Annotated in this window: 23 protein-coding genes, 1 other RNA gene and 1 riboswitch; of the genes, 14 read left to right on the top strand and 10 right to left on the bottom strand. The window is 69.1% G+C overall.

The genetic code is table 11. The annotated features are described in order from the left end of the window. Positions 1-526: 526 nt before the first annotated feature. From BMX29_RS09785 to BMX29_RS09760, 6 genes are all read right to left on the bottom strand, one after another. The gene (locus BMX29_RS09785) at positions 527-742 is read right to left on the bottom strand and encodes a DUF1127 domain-containing protein (protein WP_043844678.1); all 216 of its coding nucleotides are present in this window, start codon (positions 740-742) and stop codon (positions 527-529) included. Positions 743-1,001: 259 nt separating this feature from the next. Beyond that, positions 1,002-1,787: a cobalamin-binding protein gene (locus tag BMX29_RS09780; protein WP_092812291.1), complete on the bottom strand. Its 786-nt coding sequence runs from the start codon at positions 1,785-1,787 to the stop codon at positions 1,002-1,004. After that, a complete protein-coding gene (locus BMX29_RS09775; protein WP_092812289.1) occupies positions 1,784-2,542 on the bottom strand; it encodes an ABC transporter ATP-binding protein in 759 nt (252 codons plus the stop codon). The genes BMX29_RS09780 and BMX29_RS09775 overlap by 4 nt, the downstream gene beginning before the upstream one ends. Next, positions 2,539-3,543: a FecCD family ABC transporter permease gene (locus tag BMX29_RS09770; RefSeq protein WP_092812287.1), complete on the bottom strand. Its 1,005-nt coding sequence runs from the start codon at positions 3,541-3,543 to the stop codon at positions 2,539-2,541. The genes BMX29_RS09775 and BMX29_RS09770 overlap by 4 nt, the downstream gene beginning before the upstream one ends. 289 nt (positions 3,544-3,832) lie before the next feature. Further along, positions 3,833-4,657, bottom strand: a complete 825-nt coding sequence (locus tag BMX29_RS09765) for an ABC transporter substrate-binding protein (protein WP_092812285.1) — start codon at positions 4,655-4,657, stop codon at positions 3,833-3,835. A 4-nt stretch (positions 4,658-4,661) separates the two neighbouring features. Beyond that, complete coding sequence (locus tag BMX29_RS09760) at positions 4,662-6,491, bottom strand: TonB-dependent receptor plug domain-containing protein (protein WP_092812283.1); 1,830 nt, start codon at positions 6,489-6,491, stop codon at positions 4,662-4,664. 141 nt (positions 6,492-6,632) lie between these two features. Further along, positions 6,633-6,823: riboswitch (cobalamin riboswitch) on the bottom strand. Between the two features lie 738 nt (positions 6,824-7,561). Here BMX29_RS09760 and mraZ point away from each other — a divergent pair. The 8 genes from mraZ to murD all read left to right on the top strand — a co-directional run bounded on the left by mraZ (position 7,562) and on the right by murD (position 16,901). After that, the gene (gene mraZ, locus BMX29_RS09755; RefSeq protein ID WP_175471170.1) at positions 7,562-8,086 is read left to right on the top strand and encodes a division/cell wall cluster transcriptional repressor MraZ; all 525 of its coding nucleotides are present in this window, start codon (positions 7,562-7,564) and stop codon (positions 8,084-8,086) included. Further along, entirely contained in the window at positions 8,087-9,055 is a 969-nt protein-coding gene (gene rsmH, locus BMX29_RS09750) for a 16S rRNA (cytosine(1402)-N(4))-methyltransferase RsmH (protein WP_092812281.1), read from the top strand. It abuts the gene before it with no gap. Next, positions 9,055-9,405 carry a cell division protein FtsL gene (gene ftsL, locus BMX29_RS09745; protein WP_043844671.1) on the top strand — a complete coding sequence of 117 codons (351 nt, stop codon included), beginning with the start codon at positions 9,055-9,057 and terminating at the stop codon, positions 9,403-9,405. The genes rsmH and ftsL overlap by 1 nt, the downstream gene beginning before the upstream one ends. Further along, complete coding sequence (locus BMX29_RS09740) at positions 9,402-11,183, top strand: peptidoglycan D,D-transpeptidase FtsI family protein (protein WP_043844670.1); 1,782 nt, start codon at positions 9,402-9,404, stop codon at positions 11,181-11,183. Before ftsL ends, BMX29_RS09740 begins: the two co-directional genes overlap by 4 nt. 189 nt (positions 11,184-11,372) lie before the next feature. Beyond that, the gene (locus BMX29_RS09735; RefSeq protein ID WP_092812279.1) at positions 11,373-12,875 is read left to right on the top strand and encodes a UDP-N-acetylmuramoyl-L-alanyl-D-glutamate--2,6-diaminopimelate ligase; all 1,503 of its coding nucleotides are present in this window, start codon (positions 11,373-11,375) and stop codon (positions 12,873-12,875) included. Next, entirely contained in the window at positions 12,872-14,317 is a 1,446-nt protein-coding gene (locus BMX29_RS09730; RefSeq protein WP_092812277.1) for a UDP-N-acetylmuramoyl-tripeptide--D-alanyl-D-alanine ligase, read from the top strand. The genes BMX29_RS09735 and BMX29_RS09730 overlap by 4 nt, the downstream gene beginning before the upstream one ends. A gap of 90 nt (positions 14,318-14,407) precedes the next feature. Next, positions 14,408-15,490 carry a phospho-N-acetylmuramoyl-pentapeptide-transferase gene (mraY, locus tag BMX29_RS09725; RefSeq protein WP_092812275.1) on the top strand — a complete coding sequence of 361 codons (1,083 nt, stop codon included), beginning with the start codon at positions 14,408-14,410 and terminating at the stop codon, positions 15,488-15,490. Between the two features lie 4 nt (positions 15,491-15,494). Then, positions 15,495-16,901 carry a UDP-N-acetylmuramoyl-L-alanine--D-glutamate ligase gene (gene murD, locus BMX29_RS09720; protein WP_092812273.1) on the top strand — a complete coding sequence of 469 codons (1,407 nt, stop codon included), beginning with the start codon at positions 15,495-15,497 and terminating at the stop codon, positions 16,899-16,901. Between the two features lie 8 nt (positions 16,902-16,909). Here murD and BMX29_RS09715 read toward each other — a convergent pair whose 3' ends face one another. Then, a complete protein-coding gene (locus BMX29_RS09715) occupies positions 16,910-17,581 on the bottom strand; it encodes a hypothetical protein (protein ID WP_051487724.1) in 672 nt (223 codons plus the stop codon). A 103-nt stretch (positions 17,582-17,684) separates the two neighbouring features. Then, entirely contained in the window at positions 17,685-18,884 is a 1,200-nt protein-coding gene (locus BMX29_RS09710) for a BaiN/RdsA family NAD(P)/FAD-dependent oxidoreductase (RefSeq protein WP_175471169.1), read from the bottom strand. A 165-nt stretch (positions 18,885-19,049) separates the two neighbouring features. Here BMX29_RS09710 and BMX29_RS09705 point away from each other — a divergent pair, with 165 nt between their 5' ends. The 4 genes from BMX29_RS09705 (at position 19,050) to BMX29_RS09690 (ending at position 21,200) form a co-directional block, all read left to right on the top strand. Next, entirely contained in the window at positions 19,050-19,760 is a 711-nt protein-coding gene (locus BMX29_RS09705) for an alpha/beta fold hydrolase (RefSeq protein ID WP_043844665.1), read from the top strand. Between the two features lie 33 nt (positions 19,761-19,793). Next, an RNA gene (rnpB, locus tag BMX29_RS09700) (RNase P RNA component class A) lies at positions 19,794-20,182 on the top strand. 218 nt (positions 20,183-20,400) lie between these two features. Beyond that, positions 20,401-20,568 carry a 50S ribosomal protein L33 gene (gene rpmG / locus BMX29_RS09695; protein WP_005856346.1) on the top strand — a complete coding sequence of 56 codons (168 nt, stop codon included), beginning with the start codon at positions 20,401-20,403 and terminating at the stop codon, positions 20,566-20,568. Positions 20,569-20,690: 122 nt separating this feature from the next. Further along, positions 20,691-21,200, top strand: coding sequence for a GNAT family N-acetyltransferase (locus BMX29_RS09690; RefSeq protein WP_092812269.1), 510 nt, complete (start codon positions 20,691-20,693; stop codon positions 21,198-21,200). Positions 21,201-21,316: 116 nt separating this feature from the next. Here BMX29_RS09690 and BMX29_RS09685 read toward each other — a convergent pair whose 3' ends face one another. After that, complete coding sequence (locus BMX29_RS09685) at positions 21,317-22,099, bottom strand: Bax inhibitor-1/YccA family protein (RefSeq protein ID WP_092812267.1); 783 nt, start codon at positions 22,097-22,099, stop codon at positions 21,317-21,319. Between the two features lie 273 nt (positions 22,100-22,372). Further along, entirely contained in the window at positions 22,373-23,371 is a 999-nt protein-coding gene (locus BMX29_RS09680) for an NADPH:quinone oxidoreductase family protein (RefSeq protein ID WP_092812265.1), read from the bottom strand. 283 nt (positions 23,372-23,654) lie between these two features. Here BMX29_RS09680 and BMX29_RS09675 point away from each other — a divergent pair, with 283 nt between their 5' ends. Next, positions 23,655-24,050 (top strand): helix-turn-helix domain-containing protein, encoded by a 396-nt coding sequence (locus tag BMX29_RS09675; RefSeq protein WP_043844661.1) that lies wholly within the window; start codon positions 23,655-23,657, stop codon positions 24,048-24,050. 87 nt (positions 24,051-24,137) lie between these two features. Next, entirely contained in the window at positions 24,138-24,956 is an 819-nt protein-coding gene (hisN, locus tag BMX29_RS09670; protein WP_092812371.1) for a histidinol-phosphatase, read from the top strand. Positions 24,957-24,973 lie beyond the last annotated feature (17 nt).

The raw sequence follows: 24,973 nt of genomic DNA, 5'->3' as shown, positions 1-24,973 counted from the left end.
GGGATGCATCGGGCATCCGGTCCGTTGTGTTCGGTGCGACGACGCCAGGGAGGAGGAGAGGCGCCGTCGCTGTTTCCGAGAACCCCAAGGGAGGAGGAGAGGGTCCACGGCTCGGTGCGGAGGAGGATGCATCGGGCATCCGGGTCCGCTGTGTTCGGTGCGACGACGCCAGGGAGGAGGATAGGCGCCGTCGCTGGTTCCGAGAACCCCAAGGGAGGAGGAGAGGGTCCACGGCTCGGTGCGGAGGAGGATGCATCGGGCATCCGGTCCGCTGTGTTCGGTGCGACGACGCCAGGGAGGAGGAGAGGCGCCGTCGCTGTTTCCGAGAACCCCAAGGGAGGAGGAGAGGGTCCACGGCTCGGTGCGGAGGAGGATGCGTCGGGCATCCGGTCCGCTGTGTCTAATTTCAGGATGCGGGACTTTGTTTCGTCGCCCGCTCAACCTGATCTGTCTCATTCTCGCTGCGCTGCAACATCACTTCGATGGAATTCTTCCAAAGGTGCGTCGCGCAATCATATTTTCTATCTCAGGCGTCGTGGGCTGCCTGCCAGGCGATCGATTTCAACTGAGACCGGTGCAGGCCGAGGTCCGCCAGTTCCGCGCCGGTCAGGCGCGACAGCTCGCGGTAGGTCTCGCGGTACACCCGGCGCTGTGCCGACCGGGCGCGCCACGCCTCGACGAACGAGGTCGCACGTGCACCCAGGGTGCCGGTCGTCGCGGTCGTTGTCGTCAGCGTTGCCATTTCCGTCTCCGTATCGTCTCGTCCGTTTCGTTGACCCCAATCTGAGCGCTATGCTGCACCTGCACAATGGCCGAGACGACAAGGCAGCCATGCGCGGAACGCAACGTGTAAATCCAGCAAAACCAAATGGTTCCGGGGGAGGGCTTTGGTGACGCGACGTTTTTATCGCTTGTGCGGAATACCTGTCGCGAACCTGACGCACGTATAACTCTAATTTTTACGCGCGAAAATAACCTTGGGTTGTGTGGCGCGCAGTCGACTAGTTTGCCGTGCGCGCCGTTAGCGCTGCACAAATCGCGTCGAGCCCATCGCTCAGCGCGGCCGGGCCGGGCTGGAGGATCAGCGGCGACTTGATTTCGTGGATCAGGCCTTGCGCAACCGCCGAGATCGTCTCCCAACCGGGACGCGCGGCGATACGTTCGGGGCGGACCTTCTTGCCGCACCACGAGGCCAAGATGACGTCCGGCGCGGCCTCGATCACCGCCTCGGGCAGGATGATCCGGTCCTTAGCCGCCGTGCAGCCGCGCAAGTGCGCGAAGCAATCGGTGCCACCCGCGATCTCGATGAGGTCAGACACCCAGCCGATACCGGTGATGATCGGGTCGTCCCATTCCTCGAAGTAGACGCGTGGGCGGGGACCGGTGCCAGCCTCGGCGGCGACGGCTGCGAGGCGCTCCTCGAACGACACCGCCAGCGCTTCGGCCGCGCCGGCGCAGTCCACGATCCGCCCGAGCGTGCGGATCATGCGAAGAATGCCGGCCACGTCGCGCTGGTTGAAGGCGTGAACCTCGACGCCCTCGGCGATCAGGGCGCGCGCGATGTCCGCCTGCAGATCCGAGAATGTCAGGACGAGGTCCGGCGCAAGCGCGAGGATCTTCGGTATGTCAGCCGAAGTGAAGGCCCCGACCCGCGGCTTCTCCCGCCGCACGCGCGCAGGGCGCACCGCGTAGCCCGTCACCCCGGCGATGCGGTGCTCCTGCCCGAGCAGGTAGAGCGTCTCGACAGTCTCTTCGGTCAGGCAGACGATGCGCTCGGGTCCGCTCATTCCAGAACTCCGGTGGTTTCGATAAGGGGGCCGTTCTCGGTGCGGTGAACCCGCGCGCGGAGGCGGAACACCTGCGCCAGCAGGTCCGGTGTCAGCACGTCCGACGGCGGCCCGTCTGCCACCATGCGCCCGGCATCCAAAACCACGACGCGGCTGCAATGCCGCGCGGCAAGGGTCAGGTCGTGCAGCGACACGAAGACGGCGCGTCCCTCGGCGGCCAGCGCCGCGAAGGTCTCGAGCGTGGCAACCTGAGCCGCCGGATCGAGACCCGCCACCGGCTCGTCGGCCAGCAGAAGCGGTGCCTCCTGCGCCAGCGCGCGGGCGATCAGGGCGCGCGCCTGCTCTCCGCCCGACAAGTCGGTGGCACGGCGCCCGGCAAAAGCCGTGAGCCCCATGCGCCCCAGTGCGCCGTCGATGGCCGCGCGGTCCTCGGCGCGCAGCCGGGTGCCAGGACGCAGGTGCGGTAGGCGGCCCAGCGTCACCAGGCGCTCGACGGTGACGGGCCACGCGATCTCCCGCGCTTGTGGCAGCCACGCGGCAGCGGCGGCGCGGCCGCGCGGCGACATGGCCGCCAGCGACGAGGAGCCCGTGGCCGGGATCAGGCCGAGCGCCGCGCGCAAGAGCGTCGTCTTGCCGGCGCCGTTCGGTCCGATCAGGCCAACGCACTCGCCGGGCTCGATCCCGAGTGATACGTGATCGACCACCGGGCAGGCGCCGCGGTGCACTGTAAGGGCATCCAGACGCAGCGCGGTCATGCGCCCTCCGACCGGGTGCGCCAGATCAGGTGGAGGAAGAGCGGCGCGCCGATCAGTGCCATGACGACGCCGAGCTTGAGGTCGCGCGCGGGCAGAATGACCCGCACCGCGATGTCGGCGGCGAGCACCATCGCCGCGCCGCCGAGCGCCGAGGCCCAGAGCAGCGTGGAGGGCCGCGCGCCGGTCAGCGGCCGCAGAAGGTGCGGCACAACGAGGCCCACGAAGCCGATCGCGCCCGCCACCGCCGTCGCCGCGCCCACAGCCGCAGCCGTGCCGAAGAGAAGCGTCAGGCGCAGCCGGACCAGCGAAACGCCAAGTGCCTCCGCCGCGTCCTCGCCCAGCGTCAGCGCATCGAGCCCGCGCCCGAGGGTCAGAAGAGCAGCCCATCCCAGCACCATGACCGGGGCCGCCAGCGCCAGGTGGCTCAGCGACCGGTCCGACACCGATCCCATCATCCAGAAAACGATCTCGGCGGTGGCGTAGGGGTTTGGCGACAGGTTCAGAACCAGCGCGGTGAGCGCTCCCGTCAGCGCCGACACCGCGATCCCGGCGAGGATCAGTGTCAGCGACCCGCCGCGTGGCCCCGCCAGCATCAGAAGCACCCCCACCGCGCCCATCGCGAACAGAAGCGCGGTCAGCGGCAGGGCCAGCGCGAAGGCGGCGACCAGTCCGGTCTGCAGCGCCAGCACGGCCCCGAGCGCGGCCGCGCCGGAGACACCGATCAGCCCCGGCTCGGCAAGCGGATTGCGCAGGAAGCCTTGCATGGCCGCGCCCGACAGTCCTAGCGACGCCCCAACCATCGCGGCGAGCGCGGCGCGCGGCAGGCGAATTTGCTGCATGACAGTAACCTCGAGCGGATCGCCGATCCCGAACAGCGCTGCGACGGCGTCGCCCATGGGAATCGCGGCGTAGCCGACGACGAGAGACGCCAGCAGCAGCGCCAGCGTCACCGCGGAGAGCAGCGCCGCGAGGGCCGGGGCGGGGAGGCGGTCGGGCGTCATCGAGTCGCTCCAGCTGATGTCGACGGTTCGCGCTCGTCGGCGCGCGTGTCCGAACGCCGAAACAGACCGCCTCCGCGCGCCGGTATCCGGGCGCCGGCTCGCGAGCCGCGCGGGATTTCGACGACTGAACGCGTGCGAGTCGCGAAAGGGAATAGTGTCTCCGCAGAGTGACAGCGTTCTCTGTCGGCTTCGTCCGCAACTCCGGACTCACCGCATTGGCCGCGTTGAGCGCGCGGCACTCCGTAGTGATGCTGGCCGCCATGGCCCTGTGTGACGACCGCGGACCTCATTATGTGCCCGCCTCGTCGGCCAGCGTCACCAGCCGTTCCAGAGCGTCCAGCAATTTCGGCGTCTCGCAGCTCCAGTCGGCGCCGTCGCGGACGTCGCGCAGGGCGCCGGTGGCGGCAAGGGCGGGGTGGCGGACCATCTCGGTCGCCCAGGCGAAACCCTCGTAAGGCGTGCCGACCACGATAAGGTCGGGATCGGCGAGCACGGCGGCCTCGAGCGGCAGGCGGCCGCCGGGAGGGAGGCCCAGCTCTGTCGCCACGTTCCGCATTCCTGCCGCACGCAGGAGGTCGTCTGCCATGCTGCCGGCGCCCGAACTGCGGCCCTGCGCATGATACAAGAGGGTGCGCGGGCCTGACTCTGCGTCGCGGGTCAGACGCGCGCGCCGGCTCTCGAAGGCATCGATCATCCGGGCGGCGCGCTCCTCCTGGCCCAGCACCTCGCCCATGCGCCGCATGTTGGCCACCGCCTCGTCGAGCGAGCTGACAGGAGCGAATGTCTCGACCCGGTAGCCCAGACGCTCCAACATCGTGACAGTCGCGCGCGTGGTATAAGTACCGGCGAGCACGAGGTCGGGCTTTCGCAGCACGACCGCCTCGGCGGCGCCGGGCGTGACGGGCACGTCGGCCATCTCGGCGGCATAAGCAGAGGTGGCTGGATCGTGCGCCAGCGTCGACACGGCCACCAGCGCGTCGGGCGCCAGGAGCCACGCCAGCTGGTCGGTACAGACATTCAGCGACACGACCCGCTGCGGTGCGTCTTGGGCAAATGCACCGCCCGACAGCACCGCCGCGCCCAGCCCGACGGCTAGCGCGACGGCGCGGGTCATGGCCTCAGAACGAGGCACGGACACCGAAATAGGCCGCGCGGTCCGAGGTCGCGTAGTCAGGCACGCGCTGGTACTCGACGCCGCCAAGGTTCTCGATCCGCAGGTAGGCCTCGACGCCCTCGCGCACTTGATAGGCGGCCTGCGCGTTGACCACGGTGAACGCATCGACTTCGGACAGCCCGGTGAAGGTGGCATTGTTCACGTCCGGGAAGTCCGCCGCGTGGCGCACCTGCAGGGTGCCGGTCAGCTTCGGCGTGATCGCCGCGTCGAGAGCGAGGTTGAGATCGTAGCGCGGCACGTTGGCGAGCGGGTCGTCGTTCTGGTCGCGCGCGTCCGTGTAGGTGAAGTTGCCGCGCAGGCTCAGCCGGTCGCCGAGCGGCGCCGATGCCGCCAGCTCCAGCCCCTGGGTCACCGAGGTTCCGGGCGTCTGAATGTAGCCCGCGGGGAATTCGAAGCCGATCAGGTCGTCGATCTCGGTGTAGAATGCGGTCGCCCGGACCGTCGCGCCGCCGGTGAAGTCCTTCTGCAAGCCGATCTCGGCGCTGCGGCTGCTTTCGGGGTCGAGCCCGGTGTTGCCGTAGTCCGGGTTGTACAGTTCGTAGAGCGAGGGTGCGCGGAAGCCCGAGCCGAGCACGCCGCGCAGGGTCATGCCATCGCCGAACCGCCAGGCGGCCGCGGCGCGCGCGGTGGTCTCGCCGCCGAACTCGGAATGGTCGTCGTGGCGCAGCGCCAGCGACAGGTCGAGGTCGGGCGTCGCGGTCCAGAGCGCCTCGGCGTAGATCGCGCGGGTGGTGACATCCTCGGGCGCGCTTTCGGCGCTCTCCTCGGTGCGTTCGGCGCCGAAGCTCAGGGTGACGGCGTCGGTCGCGGTCCAGCTGCCGCGGTATGACACTGTCTCGCGCTCGCCCTCGAAGGACGATTCGAACCCGTTGGCCGAGGTGGTGCGGTCGGTGCGGTAGCGCGTGGCCTCGAAGAAGTGGTCGACCGGCCCGGTGGTCACCTCGGCGTAAGCGCGGATCGCGCGCGTTTCGGTCTCGGACGTGCCGTCCTCGGGATCGGCACCATAGGTTGCATCGTATTCGCCCTCGGCGGTCAGGCCAAAGCCCGACAGGCCCAGCCGGACGTCCGGGGTCACGTCCACGTAGGCGTCGAACGACAGCCGCGACCCCTCGTAGCCGTCATCCTCGTCGTAGCCGTCGGCCTCGACCGCCGAAAATCCGTCGGTGACCACACGCGAGAAGCTGAGCGCGATCCCCGCCCGGTCGGTGGCGGCGCCAAGGCTCAGGCTGCCCCGGCGGGTGTCGTAGCTGCCCGCCTCGAGCGAGACCGATCCTTCGGTGCCCGCGCTCGCGGGCGCGCGCGCGGTGGTGACGGAGACCACGCCGCCGATCGCCTCGGAGCCGTAAAGCGCCGATTGCGAGCCCTTCAGCACCTCGACCCGATTCACGCCGGCCACGGTCAGGTTGCCCCAGTCATACTGTACCTGCGGGCCGGTGGGGTCGGTGACGTCGATGCCGTCGATGACCACCGGCACGTAGCGCGGGGGCAGGCCGCGCAGGCGCACGCTGCCCACGGTGCCCAGCCCGCCGTTCTGCGTGGTGCTGACGCCCGGCAGGGTGTCGAGGTAGTCCGACAGCGACAGGTCCGGCGCGGTCTCCAGGTCCTGGGTCTCGACGACTTCGACGGTGGCGCCGGTCTCGGACAGCGCGGTGGGCGCGGCGTTCGCGGTGAAGGTGAGCGTTCCGAGATCGACGACTTCATCCTGCGCGGCTGCGGGGCGGGAGATGGCAATGGCCGCGACGCAGAGCGCGGCGGCAGAGACGGAGAGACGCATGGGCGCGTTCCCTTTCCAAAGCGCGGCCCGGATGGGACCGCATGGTACGACAGGTCTTCGGAGAGGGGATGACCCTTCCGCAGACGGCGAAGTGATGTCACCGCGACGGAAGAACCGTTACCGCTGCCGCGCCCCGCGACGGGTAGGGTGATCGCTCTGGCAGGTCTCCTGGCTTCGCGGGTCGTCGCGCGGGCCGGGCCTTCCCGGGGCCGCGTTGGCCCCAGTGGCATCTTCCGGTCGCGCTCACCGCTTACAGTTGCGGGGGCAGCCGCGGCGTCGCACCGCGTTCCCTTTTCACCGGCATGTGCCGGACCTGAGCGCCTTCCTGCTACGGAAGGGGGGCGTTCCGCGCAAGACCGAACCGCCATGCGCCCGAATTCCGGCCGCGCCGGGCGGGATTCGGGGTCCGGATTGGGACCGTATGGGACAAAGCATGGGATTGGTTGGGATCAGGGGCTGAATTGGCTGTCGAAATGCCGGGCGACGATGGTCCGCAGTGGGACTCGCCCGGGATTCGAATGAAGCAGATCGTTCGAATCGTGGACCGAAGCGGGAACATTGGCCGTGCCGCGGAGTTTGTGCCCAAATTGCCACGCTTTTGCAGAGGCATGATAGGCTCCAGATCGGGGTTTGATCTGGGCGGAATTTGGCCAGTCAGGCGGAACATCTAGTCGATCTTGACGAGCTCGGCGCAAGATAAGCTCTCATTTCCGTGATCCGCCGCGATCCACATCTGGTTATCCACAGTGCCTGTGAACAAGATTCTGTAGTCGTCCCAACTTTTCCCGTTGAGGGGAGGCGTTTCCCATGCCATACCTAACTCATCCGAAGGGAAGCAGACAAACAGCGGAACAACGCAACAATCCGCAATGAAAAAAACCGAGGCAGGTTTCTACAGGCAACTGTTTCTCAAGGACAAATGGAATTCGAGCGGCGCGGGCGAGCAGACATCCCCCCAGGTGGCGCGCGCTCTCGGATCCTCCCGCAACGCGGGACCAAGCGGCGGGTCGATCAATGGCAGCTGATCGACCCGCCGTATTTCGTTTCGGGGGCAGGAAAGGGCTAGCGGCGTGGGCCGACGGCTGAGGTTCAGGGGCGAGAGTACCAACAAGGTCGATGGCAAGGGCCGTGTCTCGATCCCCCCCTCCTATCGCCGTGTGCTCGAAGCGGGCGATCCCGACTGGGCTGCCGGCGCAGAGACCGGCCCGAGCCTGGTCATCGTCTACGGCGACCACCGCTCCAAGTGCCTCGAGTGCTACACCATCGAAGAGTTCGAAGCGGTCGAGGACCGCATTTCGCGCATGAAGCGGGGCAGTCAGAAGCGTCGCGTGCTCGAGCGCCTGTTCTCGTCGCAGAGCATGACCACCACCATCGACAACACCGGCCGCATCGTGCTGACCCAGAAGCTGCGCGAGAAGCTCGGCATCTCGGGTGAAATCCAGTTCGCGTCGAACGTCGATACCTTCCAGATGTGGGAGCCGCAGACCTACCGCGAGGAAGAGCTGTCGAAGACCGAGGCCTTCCTCGAGTCGATGCCCGACGACTTCGATCCGCTGGAACTGCTCGACGACGAGGACGACGAGGAGGTGGCGTAAATGGCCGCGCCTCACGTTCCGGTCCTGTTGCGTCCCATCCTCGAGGCGGCCGCGCCGGTCCGGGGTGTCTGGATCGACGGCACCTTCGGGGCAGGGGGCTATGCCCGCGCCCTGCTCGAGGCCGGGGCGGGCACCGTCTACGGCATCGACCGCGACCCGCTGGCCCACGAGTTGGCCGCGCCCTGGGCCGCCGACTACGGCGACCGGCTGCGACTCGTGCAGGAGAACTTCGCGAATCTCGACACGGTTGCGTCCGACGTGGACGGCGTGGTGCTGGATCTCGGCGTGTCGTCGATGCAGCTCGACCGCGCCGAGCGCGGCTTTTCCTTTCAGAAGGACGGCCCGCTCGACATGCGGATGAGCCAGGACGGGCCGTCGGCCGCCGATCTCGTGAACGAACTGACCGAAGTCCAGCTGGCGGACATCCTCTTCACCTACGGGGAAGAGCGCGCCTCGCGCCGGATCGCGCGGGCCATCGTGCGCGAACGCGCCGAGGCGCCGATCGAAACCACCCTGCGCCTGTCCGAGATCGTCGAAGGTTGCCTGCCGCGCCCCAAGCCCGGCCAGTCCCATCCTGCCACGCGCTCGTTCCAGGCGCTGCGGATCGCGGTCAACGACGAGTACGCCGCGCTGCACGAAGGTCTGGCGGCCGCCGAGCGCGCGCTGGCGCCGGGCGGGCTGCTGGCGGTGGTCACGTTCCACTCGGTCGAGGACCGCATGGTGAAGCGGTTCCTGCAGTCGCGCGCCGGGCAGACCGGCCGCGCCAACCGATTCCAGCCGCAGATCGAGGAGCCCGATCCTCAATTCGACCTTCTGTCGAAGAAGGCCATCGGTGCCGACCGTGACGAGCTTGACGCCAACCCCCGCGCGCGCTCTGCCAAGCTGCGGCTCGCGCGCCGCACCGAGGCGCCCGCGGGCGTGCTCGACCCGTCCGACATTGCGATGCCGCGCCTCAAGGAGACCCGCTGATGCGCACCTTCGTCTACGTCCTCACCGCGCTGGCCGTGATCGGCCTGGGCTTCTGGGCCTACCACGAGAACTACAAGACGCAGGCGGTGCTGTCCGAATCGGAGCACTACGCCCGCGAGATCGGCCGCGCACACGAGCGGCTGTCGATGCTGCGCGCGGAATGGGCCTACCTGAACCGGCCCGAGCGCCTGCGCGACCTCGCCGAGATCAACTTCGACCGGCTGGGTCTTCTGCCGTTCCACCCCGACCAGTTCGGGCGCGTGGACCAGGTCGCCTATCCGCAGCCGACCGAGACCGGGCTCGAGATCGAGGAGCCCGTCGACATCTCCAGCCAGGGAGCCGAGCCATGATCCGCACGCCGCTTCGCCCGCTCGCCCGCATCCTCGATGCCCGCGGCAAGGGAGAAAACCCCGACGCCATCGAACGCGAGAACCTGCGCATCCGTCACGAGCAGATGCGCGACAAGGCCCGCGCCCGCGCGGAGAGCCGGCTGCTGGTTCTGGGCGTGCTGTTCTTCTGCGCGTTCTCGGTGATCGGGGCGCGCATGGGCGTGCTGGCCGGGTCCGAGCCCGCCGAGCCCCGCGCGCAGGCGTCAGGCGCCGCCATCGTGACCGGCCGCGCGGACATCGTCGACCGGCGGGGCCGTATCCTCGCGACCAACATGGAGACGCATTCGCTCTACGCCCATCCCCAGCAGATGATCGAGCCCGAGCGCGCCGCGGACGAGCTGGTCAAGATCTTCCCCGAGATGGAGAAAGAGCGCCTTCTCAAGGACTTCACCGGCAAGCGAAAGTTCGTCTGGGTGCGCAAGACGCTGTCGCCCGAACAGAAGCAGGCGGTTCACGACATCGGTGAGCCGGGCCTGCTGTTCGGCCCGCGGGACATGCGGCTCTACCCGAACGGCAAGCTTGCGAGCCACATTCTCGGCGGCACGCGCTTCGGCCACGAGGACGTGCGCTGGGCCGAGGTCGTGGGGTCGGCCGGGATCGAGAAGTATTTCGACGACGAACTGCGCGACCCGGCCCGCGAGGGCCGCCCGCTCGAGCTGTCGATCGACCTGACCGTGCAGGCCGCGGTCGAGCGCGTGCTCAAGGGCGGCATGATGCTGATGAACGCCCGCGGCGCCGCGGCCGTTCTGATGGACGTACATTCCGGCGAGGTGATCTCGGTCGCGTCGCTGCCGGACTTCGATCCGAACTCGCGCCCGCTGCCGCCGACGCAAGGATCGCCGTCGGACAGCCCGCTCTTCAATCGTGCGGTGCAGGGCGTGTACGAGCTGGGCTCGGCCTTCAAGATCTTCGCCGCCGCGCAGGCCATCGATCTGGGGCTGGTCAATGCGCAGACGGTGATCGACACCAACCCGCCGCTCAAGGTGGGCGGATTCCGCATCGGCGAGTTCCGCAACAAGAACTACGGGATGCAGACCGTCGAGGAAGTCATCATCAACTCGTCCAACCGGGGGACCGCCCGTCTGGCGCTTTCGATCGGGCAGAAGCGCCAGCAGGATTTCCTCAAGGACCTCGGCTTCTTCGAGCCCACGCCGTTCGAGATCGTCGAGGCCAAGGGAGGCAAGCCGCTGCTGCCGGCGAAATGGACCGACCTGTCGAGCGTGACGATCTCCTACGGCCACGGCCTGTCCAGCTCTCCGCTGCACCTCGCCGCGGGTTACGCGGCCATCGCCAATGGTGGTCGCAAGGTGAAGCCGACCCTGCTCAAGCAGTCCGGTCCGCAATACGGGCCGCGCGTGATGGGCGAGGCAGCGGCCTCCGCGGCACAGGTGATGCTGCGCAAGGTGGTCACCGAGGGCACGGCGAGCTTCGCCGAGGTCGCGGGCTACCACGTGGCGGGCAAGACCGGCACCGCCGACAAGCCCAAGGAGCGCGGCGGCGGCTACTACAAGGACAAGGTCATCGCGACCTTCGCCTCGATGTTCCCGGCGACCGACCCGAAATACGTCCTGATCGTCACCCTGGACGAGCCCGTGGACACCACCGGCGACCGTCCGCGCCGCACCGCCGGCTGGACCGCGGTGCCGGTGGCGCGCGAGATGATCACGCGCATCGCGCCGCTTCTCGACCTGCGCCCGGACTTTTCCACCGAGACCGGTCTGACGCTGGCGCGGAACTGAGGGCGGTTCGGCGTCGACGGGGGCGGTCCCGGGACGGCATGGCGGGCGCGTGAGGGCCACGGCGGAGCGAGGGCGCTGCCCTCGCGCTCCCGAGGTATTTGACGCCCAAAGACAGGCGGGGTTCCGCCGTCGCCGGGCCTTCCGCCGCGGTGCGCCACCTGATAGATCCCGTTCAAAACGGAGGGCGACATGAGCCGGGGGCAGAGCGTGAGCGGTATCGAGAAGTCACTGGGCGAGCTGGGCCTGACCGCCCGTGGCGGGCGCGACGTCCGCGTCTCGGGCCTTGTCGTCGACAGCCGCGAGGCCGGGCCGGGCACGCTGTTCGCGGCGATGCGGGGAACGCGGATCCACGGTGCGGAATTCGCCCGCGCGGCGCTGGCGCAGGGGGCGGTGGCGCTTCTGACCGACGCCGAGGGTGCCGAGATCGCCGCCGAGGCCGTGGCCGAGCACGACACCGCCCTGATCGTGGCCGCCGATCCGCGCCAGGCGCTGGCGATGACTGCCGCGCTGTGGTTCGGCGCCCAGCCCGAAACGATGGTCGCGGTGACCGGCACCAACGGCAAGACCTCGGTCGCGGCCTTTACCCGGATGATCTGGCAGGAACTCGGCGTGCGTGCCATCAACCTCGGCACCACCGGGGTGGAGGGCGACTGGCACGCGCCTCTGCGCCACACCACGCCCGAGCCGATCACCCTGCACCGCGCGCTCGCCGCGGCGCACGAAGCGGGCGTCGAATGCGCCGCGATGGAGGCCTCGTCCCACGGGCTGGAGCAACGCCGGCTCGACGGCGTCACGCTGACCGCGGCGGCGTTCACCAACTTCAGCCAGGATCACCTCGACTACCACGACAGCTTCGACGCCTACTTCGCAGCCAAGGCCGGGCTGTTCGCCCGCGTCCTGCCCGAGGACGGCACCGCGGTCATCAACCTCGAGGACGCGCGGGGCGTCGACATGGCCGCGATCGCCCATGCGCGGGGCCAGCAGCTGATTACCGTCGGGCGCGAAGAGGGGGCCGACATTTGCCTTATGGGGCAGCGCTTCGAGGCGGCGGGCCAGACCGTGCGGGTTCGTCACGACGCCGTGGTGCGGCAGGTGTCCCTGCCGCTGATCGGCGGCTTCCAGGCCGAAAACGTGCTGCTTGCGGCCGGCCTCGCCATGGCCTGCGGCGCCGAGGCCGACGAGGTCTTCGCCGTGCTGCCGCGCCTGTCGACGGTGCGGGGGCGGATGCAGCTCGCCGCCACGCGCGAGAACGGCGCGACCGTGTTCGTGGACTATGCCCACACGCCCGGCGCCGTCGAGACGGCGATCACCGCGCTGCGTCCTCACGTCATGGGGCGGCTCGTGGCGGTGATCGGCGCGGGCGGCGACCGTGACCGGACCAAGCGGCCCCTGATGGGGGCGGCGGCGGCCGCGAACGCCGATCTCGTGATCGTCACGGACGACAACCCGCGCTCGGAGGACCCGGCTTCGATCCGCGCCGCGGTGATGGAGGGCGCCCCGGACGCCATCGAGGTCGGAGACCGCGCCGAGGCGATCCTGCGCGGGGTCGATGCGCTGGGTCCGGGCGACGCGCTGCTGATCTGCGGCAAGGGGCACGAGACCGGGCAGGTGGTGGGCGACACCACCTATCCCTTCGACGATGCGGAGCAGGCGTCGGTCGCGGTGTCGGCCCTTGACGGTACGGGAGCATGAGCGTGCTCTGGACCGCGGACGAGGCGCAGGCGGCCACCGGCGGACGGCTGGCCGGGCCGACCGACTGGACTGCGCGGGGTGTTTCGATCGACACCCGGACCCTGCGCCGGGGCGACCTTTTCGTGGCGCTGAAGGACGTGCGGGACGGGCACGATTTCGTTGCGCAGGCGCTCGAGAAGGGAGCGGCCGCCGCGCTCGTCACGCACCGCCCCGAGGGGGTGCCCGAGGATGCGCCGCTTCTCATGGTGGACGAGGTGCTTTCGGGGCTCGAGGCGCTGGGTCGCAGGGCGCGGACGCGGACCAGGGCGAAGGTCGTGGCGGTCACCGGTTCGGTTGGCAAGACCTCGACCAAGGAGATGCTGCGCCAGGTGCTGGGCGGCCAGGGCCGCACCCATGCCGCCGAAGCCTCCTACAACAACCACTGGGGCGTGCCGCTGACGCTTGCGCGGATGCCCGCGGACACCGAGTTCGCGGTGATCGAGATCGGCATGAACCACCCCGGCGAGATCGCGCCGCTGGCGCGCATGGCCCAGCCGGACGTGGCGATCGTGACCACCGTCGCCGCCGCCCACCTCGCGGCCTTCGACGGGATCGAGGGCATCGCCCACGAGAAGGCGGCGATCTTCGAGGGTCTGAAGCCCGGCGGCATGGCGATCTTCAAGGGTGATCTCGAGACGTCTCCGATCCTGGAGGCCGCGGCGCTGGCCGCCGGTGCCGCCGTTCGGACCTTCGGCGAGACCGCCGCCTGCCACCACCGCGTCACCGACATCCGCATCGGCGACCGCCACACCGTGTCCGAGGGCCGGGTGTGGCGCGCACCGGTGCTCTACAAGGTGGGCGCGCCGGGCCGTCACTTCGCCGTCAACGCGATGGCCGTGCTGGCGACCGCGCAGGTGCTGGGTCTCGACCAGGCGACCGCGCTGGGCGATCTCGGCCGATGGACCCCGCCGGCCGGCCGCGGCCTGCGAGAGGTCGTGGCGCTCGACCTCGTCGACAGCCGCGCGACGCTCGAGCTGATCGACGACGCCTACAACGCCAATCCGACCTCGATGGAGGCCGCGCTCGAGGTGCTGGCCGCCGCCCGCACCGTGGACGACGTTGGCCGCGTCGCCCGGGGCCGGCGCATCGCCTATCTCGGCGACATGGGCGAGCTTGGCGCGGGCGAGGCCGAAGCCCATGCAGGCCTCGCCGAGTCGCGCCACATGAAGCGCATCGATACCGTGCACTGCGTGGGGCCGCTGATGCGGAACCTCTACGATGGGCTGCCCGCCGAACGGCGCGGGCGCTGGACCGAGACCGCGGCCGAGATGGAGCAGACGCTGCGCCGCGACCTCGACGCCGGCGACGTGGTGCTCATCAAGGCGTCCAAGTACATGGGCCTCCCGCGTCTGGTTGACGCAATCAAGAAATTGGGCGAAGGCGCCAGCGTCCCGGACGCCTGAGCGCAGCGACGAAGAGCGTGCCGCGCCGCGGGGGTGCCCCGGCGGGGCGCGCGACCGGAAACCACGAACAGGACAGGTGGGAGACGACGGATGCTATTCTGGCTGACCGAGCTTTCGGACGGCGGCGGGGCGTTCAACCTTTTCCGCTACATCACGTTCCGCGCCGGCGGCGCGTTCCTGACGGCATTGCTGTTCGGGTTCCTGTTCGGAAATCCGCTGATCAACGTGCTGCGGCGGCGGCAGGGCAAGGGCCAGCCGATCCGCACGGACGGCCCCGAAACCCACATGTCCAAAGCCGGCACGCCGACCATGGGCGGTCTGCTGATCGTGGGCGCGTTGCTGACCTCCACGGTGCTCTGGGCACGTCTGGACAACCCGTTCGTGTGGATGGTCCTGTTCGTGACGATCTGCTACGCGGCGATCGGCTTTGCCGACGACTACGCGAAAGTCACCAAGCAGAACGCGGCCGGGCTGTCGTCCAAGATGCGGCTTCTGCTGGGCTTCCTGATCGCCGGCGTCGCGGGCTACTGGGCCTCGCTCTTCCATCCGCCTGAGCTGACCGGAAACCTTGCACTGCCGGTGTTCAAGAACACGCTGATCCATCTCGGCTATTTCTTTGTGCCCTTCGCGATGATCGTGATCGTGGGCGCGGCGAACGCGGTGAACCTGACAGACGGGCTCGACGGTCTGGCGATCATGCCGGTGATGATCGCGGGCGGCACGCTGGGCATCATTGCCTACGCCGTGGGCCGCGTTGACTTCACCGAGTATCTCGACGTGCACTACGTGCCCGGCACCGGCGAGATCCTGATCTTCTGCGCCGCGCTTTTCGGCGGAGGGCTGGGCTTTTTGTGGTACAATGCGCCGCCCGCGGCGGTCTTCATGGGCGACACGGGCTCGCTCGCGCTCGGGGGCGCGCTCGGGGCCATCGCGGTGGCCACCAAGCACGAGATCGTGCTGGCCATCGTCGGCGGGCTCTTCGTGGTGGAGGCGTTGTCGGTCATCATCCAGGTGATGTACTTCAAGCGCACGGGCAAGCGTGTGTTCCTGATGGCGCCGATCCACCACCACTACGAAAAGAAGGGGTGGGCCGAGCCGCAGATCGTGATCCGGTTCTGGATCATCGCGCTTATCCTCGCGATGATCGGTCTCGCCACCCTCAAGGTCCGGTGACGCCATGATTGCGGTGCACGGACACGCGGGCGAGCGCGTCGCCATCCTGGGTCTCGGCCGGTCGGGCCTGTCCGCCGCGCGGGCGCTGCGCGCCGGCGGGGCGGTGCCTGTCCTGTGGGACGACAACCCCGACGCGCGGGCGCGGGCCGAGGCCGAGGGCTTCGAGATCGCCGACCCCACGCGCGCGGGCGCGCTGGCGGCGGTGACCATGATGGTCGTCTCGCCCGGCATCCCGCATCTTTACCCGGCGCCGAACCCGGCCATCGCCGCGGCGATGGAGGCGGGGGTGCCCGTCGACAACGACATCGGCCTGTTCTTCCGCGCGCTGGGGCAGGGGGCGTGGGATTCGCTCGACACCCCGCCCAAGGTGGTCGCGGTCACCGGGTCGAACGGCAAGTCCACCACGTCGGCGCTGATCCACCACGTGCTGGAAGAGGCGGGCCGCCCCGCGCAGCTGGCCGGCAATATCGGGCGCGGTGTTCTGGATATAGACGCCCCCGGAGAGGCCGGCGTCGTGGTGCTGGAGCTGTCGTCCTACCAGACCGAGCTGGCCCGCGCCCTGACCCCCGACATCGCGGTCTTCACCAATCTCACGCCGGACCACCTCGATCGCCACGGCGGGCAGGGCGGCTATTTCGCGGCCAAGCGCAGGCTTTTCGCCGAGGGCGGCCCCGACCGTGCGGTGGTCGGCGTGGACGAGTCCGAGGGCCGCTTCCTCGCCAACCAACTGGCCACCGCGTCCGCCGACGACCGGGTGATCCGGGTTTCGGCCGGGCGCAAGCTGTCGGGACCCGGCTGGCAGGTCTTCGCACGCAAGGGCTTCCTCACTGAATGGCGCAAGGGCCGGCAGGTGGGCTCCATCGACTTGCGCCAGGTGCGCGGCCTTCCGGGCGCGCACAATCACCAGAACGCCTGCGCCGCCTATGCCGCGTGCCGGGCGCTGGGGCTCGGTCCGCGCCAGATCGAAGCCGGTTTCCACAGCTTCGAGGGGCTGCCTCACCGGAGCCAGATCGTCGCCGAGGCGGACGGCGTCACCTACGTCAACGACTCCAAGGCCACCAACGTGGACAGCGCGCTGAAGGCGCTGCAGGCCTTCGACAAGGTGCGCTGGATCTGCGGCGGCCTGATGAAGGAAGGCGGGCTCGGCGCGCTGGAGCCGGGCTTCGGCCACGTCGAGAAGGCCTACGTCATCGGGCGCGAGGCGGCGGCGTTCTCGCTCGAGCTCAAGGGCGTGGAGGCCGAGGTCTGCACCACGATGGCGCAGGCCGTCGCGCGTGCCGTCGCGGAAGCGCAGCCCGGCGAGACCGTGCTGCTGGCGCCGTCCGCGGCCAGCTTCGACCAGTACGACAATTTCGAGAAGCGCGGCGAGGATTTCGTGGCGCAGGTGAAGGCGGCACTGGGCAGAGCCTGACAGGCGGCTTACGCCGGGCGGCGCAGGTCCGTCATCACGCCCGCCTCGAGCGCCTGCCGGTGGATCGCGCCGATCTGCGCGGGAATGCGCTCCAGCCCGAGGATGCGCGCGATGGCAAGCCGGTGATTGCCGTTGCCGGCCAGCATCGGGCGGCCGGTCCGGTCGATATGCACGAGTACGCCACCATGCTCGCGACGGAAGCGCTCGGGCCGCGAGATCACCGGCTCGAGACGCCGGACACGCGCGATCTCCTCGTACATCCGGTCGATCCGTTCGTAGCGCCGGTGCACGTCCTCTCGCGTGCGGCAGCCGTCGAACACCCCGGCGCGGGCGATCCGCGCCATCATCTCGTCGATGATGCCGGTTTCCTCCCAGCTCTCACCCTGAACGAAATGGCGATTGCAGGCGGCGATCTTCTTGGCTTCGTCGATGGGTCGCCAGGACAGGTCCCAGTCTCCGTCCGCGACGGTGCCGCTGTGGCGCCGGCGAAAGACGGTCTTGCCGCCGCGGGCGTAGATTCCCGTGATCTCGCGCGGGTCGATCCAGACGCATTCGTCCGACAGCGGCGCGTCCCGTCCGTAAAGCACGCGATTTTTCAAGTCGCGCAGGGCCTTGCGGGGCACGCCGGCTTCGATCATGCGCATCAGGCGCGGACGGGAGGAAACGGACTCGTCTGTCATGGCGCTTGGAATGTAACGCCTTCATGACAGAACGGGAGGGGGCGCCGTGAAAGGTAACGGTTTTATGTATCTTTCATGACATATCCAGCACGCGTGCTGCGGTCTACGAGGTGCCTTGCGCGGCACTGATGGCCTGACCCGCCGCCCATCCCGACGACCACGCCCACTGGAAGTTGTAGCCGCCGAGCCAGCCGGTCACGTCCACCGCCTCGCCGATGAAGTAGAGCCCCGGCACCTGCGCCGATTCCATCGTCTGCGAGGACAGCGTGTCCGTCGCCACGCCGCCCAGCGTCACCTCGGCGGTCCGGTAGCCCTCGGACCCCGCCGGCACCAGGCGCCAGCATCCCAGCGCCTCGGCCAGCGCCGCGATGCGCGCGTCCGAGAGGTCGCCGAGCTTGCCGGACAGGTCCATCGTCTCGGAGAGGTGCGCCACCAGCCGCTGGGGCAGGTGCCGGGCCAGCTCGGTCGTCAGTGCCCGCCGCCCCTGCGCCGCGCGCCCTTCGCGGAGTGCGGTGGCCAGGTCGGTGCCGGGCGCGAGGTCGATCTCGACCGCCTCGCCTTCGCGCCAGTAGCTCGACGCCTGCAGCACTGCCGGGCCCGAAAGCCCGCGATGGGTGAACAGCATCCCCTCGTCGAAGGCCGCGCGGTCCGTTGCCACCCGGGCCGGGACCGCCACGCCCGACAGGGGCTTGAAGCGCCCGTCGGGAAAGGTCAGCGGCACGAGCCCCGGCCGTGTTTCCGTCACGCGGTGCCCGAACTGCCGCGCGATGTCGTAGGAGAGCCCCGTGGCCCCCATCTTCGGGATCGACTTGGCACCCGTCGCCACCACCAGCCGCTCGGCGCGGACGTCGATGCGACGGCCCTCCCGCTCCAGCGTTGCCACGAAGGTGCCGTCGTGGCGCAGGTCGACCAGTTGTGTCGAGAGCCACAGCTCGGCCGGGCCCATCTCGGCGCGCAGCATCTCGATGATGTCGCGGGCGCTGTCGTCGCAGAAGAGCTGGCCCAGCGTCTTCTCGTGCCAGCCGATGCCGTGCTCGGACACCATCGAGATGAAATCCCACTGGGTGTAGCGCGCCAGCGCAGACTTGTGGAAATGCGGGTTCTCGCCGAGATAGCACTCGGGTCGAATGTCGAGATTGGTGAAGTTGCAGCGCCCGCCGCCCGAGATGCGGATCTTCTCGCCCGGCTTCTTCGCGTGGTCCACCACAAGACAGCCCGGCCCCGCCTGGGCCGCGCACATCATGCCCGCCGCCCCGGCCCCGAGGATCAGCGTGCGAACCTGTCGCGTGGTGCCGTTTTCCATGGCGGGGCAGGGACCACGGTGCGCGGGTCTGCGCAAGCCCCGCCGTGCCGTCTTTTCCCCGCCGCGCGAGGTGATAAGGTCGCGCGACGCCCCGGCACGGCACGATCGGGGCCCGATCACGCACGAGGAGAGCATGTCCCGACCTTCGGCCATCCCGAGGCCCCGATGAGCGAACCGCTGGTGTTGATCCCCGGCTTCGGCTGCGACGCGCGGGTCTTCACGCGGCAGGTGGAGGTGCTGTCCCGGCGCGTGCCGGTGACGATTCTGCCCGCCGCCTCGGGCGAGCGCATCGAGGAAATCGCCAGCGCCGCCCTGCCACACCTGCCGTCGCGTTTCGCGCTGGCCGGGCAGGGCTTCGGCGGAATGGTAGCCATGGAGATCGTGCGCCGGGCCGCCGACCGCGTGCAACGGCTCGCCCTGCTGGCGACGACGCCGCTGCCCGACACGCCGGCCGAGGCCGCGGCGCGCGAACCCCGGGTCGTGGCCTTGCGCGGCGGGCGCATGGAGGACGCGATCTCGGGCGAGATTCCGGCCTCGGCGCTGGCCCCGGGCGCGACCCGCACGGTCTGCCACGCACAGCTCATGACCATGGCGCGCGACCTCGGCAAGGACGCGCTCCTGCGCCAGATCAGGGCGCTCCAGCGGCGCAAGGACCAGCAGGCGGCGCTGCGCAAGGCGCGCGTGCCCGTGTTGGTTCTGGCGGGCGCGCACGACACGCTCGTGCCCGAAAAGCGCCAGCGTTTCCTGGCAGAACTGGTGCCGCACGGACAGCTCGAGATGATCGAGGATGCCGGCCACCTGCCCAGCATCGAGACGCCGGACGCGGTGACCGACGCGCTGTCGGACTGGCTCGAGGCGCCGCTTATCCTGCGTTGACCACGCCGGTCGCGCCCCATATGTGAGCCCTGCGCGGAGGGCCGGATGGCCGCGGGCGGGCCTGTCCCGTCCGAGGAAAGTCCGGACTCCCCGAAGAGACGGTGCCGGGTAACGCCCGGGCAGGGCAACCTGACGGATAGCGCCACAGAGAACAGACCGCCCGGTCAACGCGACCGGGTCAGGGTGAAACGGTGGGGTAAGAGCCCACCGGGGGGCCGGCAACGGCGCCCGCATGGCAAGCCCCACCGGGAGCAATGCCAAATAGGGATCCCGCGCGGACGCCTCGCGTGCGCAGGGCGGCTTCGGCCCGAGGGATCCGGGTTGGCAGCTCGAGCCGCCGGGCAACCGGCGGCCCAGAGGAATGGTCATCTCCGCCCCGCGAGGGGTGCAGACAGAATCCGGCTTACAGGCCCTCCGCGCATCCGAGACCTTCACCCCGAAGGAGGCCGCGCCTTCTTCCTGGTAAGATATCCCGGGAGCGCGAGAGCCATGCTCTCGATCCGCCGCACTCGATCGGCGCCGCCCGCAGATCGCGCCGGCACCCGGTTGACATGGCCCGCGTCCCGTGTAGAAGGCGGACTTCAGATTTCACGGGCCGCGCGCCCGGAGACTCGCGTGCCCGCCCGAAGGAGACCGACACATGGCGAAGCCGACCACCATCAAGATCCGCCTGAACTCAACCGCAGGCACCGGCCACTTCTACGTGACCAAGAAGAACGCGCGGACGATGACCGAGAAGATGACGATCCGGAAGTTCGACCCGGTTGCGCGCAAGCACGTCGAATACAAGGAAGGCAAGATCAAGTAAGCCTTCCGCCTCGCATCGCGAGGGACAGGGCGCCGTCCGCCACGTGCGGGCGGCGTTTTCGTGCGTGCTGGCGTGATCGGGCCGGGCGGGGTACGCTGGCGCGGCTCACTCGGAGGCCAGGCATGTCCGCCATCGACGCTCTCGCCATCCGGCGCGCGACGCCGGAGGATCTCGACGCGGTCGACGCACTGTTCAAGGCGTCGTATCCCGCCCTCCTGCGGGCGGACTACCCGCCCTCGGTTTTCGTCACCTCGATTCCCGTCATTGCCAGGGCCCAGCCCGCCCTTCTCGACTCCGGGACGTTCTTCCTTGCCGAAGCCGAGGGCGACGTGGTCGGCGCGGGGGGATGGTCGATCGCTGCGCCGGGCCAACGCGCGGGCAGGGCGGGCATTGGCCACGTCCGACACGTTGTGACCGATCACACCCGGACCCGGCGCGGAATCGGACGCGCGCTTCTGGGCCGTGTGGCGGCCGATGCGGCAGAATGGGGCGTGACCGAACTACGCTGCCAATCGACGCTGACCGCCGTCCCGTTCTACCGCGCACTCGGGTTCGTCGAGGTCGGTCCGATCAGCGTCGAATTGCCCCGCGGCATCGCTTTCCCCGCGGTCCTGATGCGCCGGAGCCTCTGACGCGGCGCATTCTGGGCCGGAGCAGACCTGTCATCCCGTCACGCACGAAAAAGCCCCGCCGGATCGACCAGCGGGGCTCTTTTTTCCGTGTCCGGACCGTCAGGCCCGAAGCTTGCTCACTCGCGGTTGCCCAGAAGCTGCAGCAGGAACATGAACATGTTGATGAAGTCGAGGTAGAGACGCAGGGCGCCCATGATCGCCGACTTGCCGAGCCACTCGCTGTCGCCGTACCGCGCGTGCTCGATGTACTCGTTCTTGATCTGCTGGGTGTCGTAGGCGGTCAGGCCCGCGAAGATCAGCACGCCGAGGATCGAGATCGCGAAGGCGATGGCGGGCGAGCCGAGGAAGATGTTGATGATCGACGCCACGATCAGGCCGATCACGCCCATGATCAGGAACGAACCCCAGCCCGAAATGTCCTTCTTGGTGGTGTAACCCCAGAGCGACAGGCCCGCGAAGGCGATCGAGGTCACGAGGAAGACCTGGATGATCGAGTAGCCGGTGAACACCAGGAAGATCGAGCTGATCGACAGACCCATCACCGCGGCGAAGACGTAGAATACGGTCTGCGCGGTCGCGGCAGACATCCGGTTGATGCCGGCCGAGAAGCCGAACACGAACAGCAGAGGCGCGAACATGATGAGCCACTTGAGCGGCGACGTGTAGAGCGCGGAGCCCAGCTGCGTCAGGTAGGTGTCCGAACTGATCTGCGCGACGCCCGCCGACGGATCGGCAGTGGTGGCGAGACCCGAGATGGCCCACGCCGCGAGGAAAGTGATGAAAGTGCCCACGGACATGGTGCCGTAGACCTTGTTCATGTGGGCGCGCAGGCCCGCATCGACCTCACCGGTGCGGGCGCCGGCCGCTGTCCCGGTGCGGATCGTGTTGTAGTCTGCCATTGATGCCTCCGAATTGAACCCTGTGCCCGGACGTTTGCCCGGATTTGCAGGTAATATCGGGGGTGGGGAACGGCTTTTCAAGATAGTTCCGGCGTGGCGCGGGCGACCGTACGACATGTCGCAGGGCGACGTCTGCAGGGCAGGCGGACGGGACGGAACTGACCGGGCCTCAGACTCGGAGCCCCGGGACACTTCGAGGTGGAAGACGCGGCAGGCGGCCCGGCGGTCCGGAGGAGGGCGCCGGGCCGGGACAGCGGACCGCGCGTGCGGCGATCAGGAGGGCATCTCGATCACCACCTTGCCGGTGGCCTGCCGGGTCCGCAGGAGTTCGAGGCCCTCGTCGGCGCGCTCGAACGGCAGGACGTGACTCACATGCGGGTGCAGCTTGCCGTCCGCATACCAGCCGATCAGGGTGGCGAGGCTGTCGGTGACCACCTGCGGGCGGAAGGCGAGATAGCCGCCCCAGTAGAGACCGAGCACCGAGACGTTCTTGACCAGCAGGTGGTTGGCCTTGATCTGCGGCACCTCGCCGCTGGCGAAGCCGATGGCGAGAATGCGCGCCTCGGGTTTGCAGGCGCGCAGCGCGGCGGTGAACTGATCGCCGCCCACGGGATCGTAGACCACGTCCGCCCCGCCAAGCGCCTTTACTGCCTCACGGATGTCGTCGGTCTCTGCGTCCAGGAGGTGGTCGGCGCCGGCGGCACGGGCGGCCTCGAGCTTATCGGCGCCGCGGGCGCAGGCGATCACCGTGGCGCCCATGCGCTTGCCGATCTCGACCGCGGTCAGTCCGACGCCGCCGGCCGCGCCGAGGACGAGCAGTGTCTCGCCCGGCTGCAGGCGGGCCCGATGGTCGAGCGCCACGTGGCTGGTGCCGTAGGCGATCTGGAAACCAGCGGCTTCGACCGCTGTCATGGAGTCGGGCAGGCGTACTGCGCGGATGGCGTCGAAAACTCCTTCCTCGGCCAGTCCGCCGTGACCGCCGTAGACCGCCACGCGGTCGCCCACGGCGAGGTGATCAACGTCCGGCCCGGTGGCGGTGACGGTGCCCGCGACCTCGAGTCCGAGAGTGAAGGGCGGCTCGGGCGTCTCCTGGTAGGTGCCCTTGACCATGAGAAGGTCGGCGAAGTTCAGGCCGCAGGCCGCGATCCGGACGCGGATCTGACCCGGGCCGGGGGCTCGTAACGTAACGTCACTTATCGATGGTGGCGTTCCTGCCGCGGACACACGCCATGCGCGAACGTCGGGTTCGGTACCGTTGCCGTGATTTGTCATCGATAATCTGCCTTTACTTACGGTAAGTTGCGTGAATTCCGCGTTATTCCCGGGACGATTTGCGAATGTTTCCCGGCGACTGCCCTTCGTGAACGCACAGGGCCTACCAAGGGGCGAGCAATCGGTTTTTCTTGCCCGGCTGCGTTGTTTGGCGTAAACCCGACACATGTCGTAGGGGTGCACGACGCCAATAGCGGATCTGACCGGGTGGGTTCCAGTGACAGGGAACCCCGGGGGCCGGACGGGTCTTGTAGCGAAACGTGATGGCGCAAGGAAACCAAGAATGACGCATCCTGTGGACGTGCATGTCGGGAAACGGATCAGACATCGACGCTGGCTCGTCGGTATGACGCAGCAACAGCTCGCCGAGCGTGTGGGCATCAAGTTCCAGCAGATCCAGAAGTACGAGACGGGGGCCAACCGGGTCAGCGCGTCCCGTCTCTGGGATATCGCGGACGCGCTCGACGTGCCGGTCAGCTTCTTCTTCGAGGGTCTCGAGGCCACCGAAGCCGAGATGTCCGAGGCCGGGCACGAGGCGATGCCGACCACCGACGCGGTTCCGGCCGACATCCTCGGCGACAAGGAAGCACTGGATCTCGTGCGCTCCTACTACGCCATCCCCGAACACCAGCGCCGCCGCCTGTTCGAACTGGCGCGCGTTCTCTCTGACGTCGCCTGAAAGCCTCCGTTCGACGAGGACGGCTGACGCTTGTCATCACGTGCCGTCCGGTCTAGCCCCACGGGCAGGGACCGGACGGACACCATGATGACCTACACCCCGACATTCTACGATCTCGACGCCGGCACTGCCCGGTCGCTCGTCGCGGCCGCCCACGCGGCCGCGGATGCGGCGCGCGCGGCGATCCTGCCGCATTTCCGGGCCACCGGGCTGTCCGTCGACAACAAGGACGCCGGCGGCTTCGACCCGGTGACCGAGGCCGACCGGGCAGCGGAAACCGCCATGCGCGCCGTGCTGGCCGAGATGCGCCCCGAGGATGCGATTCTCGGCGAGGAAGCGGGGACCACGCCCGGCACCAGCGGGCTCACCTGGGTGCTCGACCCGATCGACGGCACGCGCGGGTTCATGTCGGGCACGCCGACCTGGGGCGTGCTGGTCGCGGTCTCGACCGGGGACCGGGTGATCTACGGCCTGATCGACCAGCCCTATATCGGCGAGCGGTTCGAGGGCGGTCTCGGGCGCGCCACCTACGCCGGGCCGCACGGCGGCGGGACGCTCCGGGCGCGGGGAACCGCCTCGCTGGCGGACGCCACCCTGATGACCACCTTTCCCGAGGTCGGCACGCGCGGCGACGCGGAAGCCTTCGGTCGCGTGGCGCGGCAGGTCCGGCTGACGCGCTACGGCTGCGACTGCTACGCCTACGCGCTTCTTGCCGCGGGCCATGTGGACCTGGTGATCGAAGCCGGGCTTCACGCCTACGACATCCAGGCGCCGATCGGGGTGATCGAGGCCGCGGGCGGCATCGTCACGGACTGGGAGGGCGGTCCGGTCCTGCACGGGGGCCGCGCGCTGGCAGCGGCGACGCCGGAACTGCACGCGGCGGCGCTTGCCGCGCTGGCGGGCTGAGGCGCCGCCGGGCGGCA

Source organism: Roseivivax marinus, from assembly GCF_900109705.1.
Classification (GTDB): domain Bacteria; phylum Pseudomonadota; class Alphaproteobacteria; order Rhodobacterales; family Rhodobacteraceae; genus Roseivivax; species Roseivivax marinus.
This window is presented reverse-complemented; position numbering and strand designations above follow the sequence as displayed.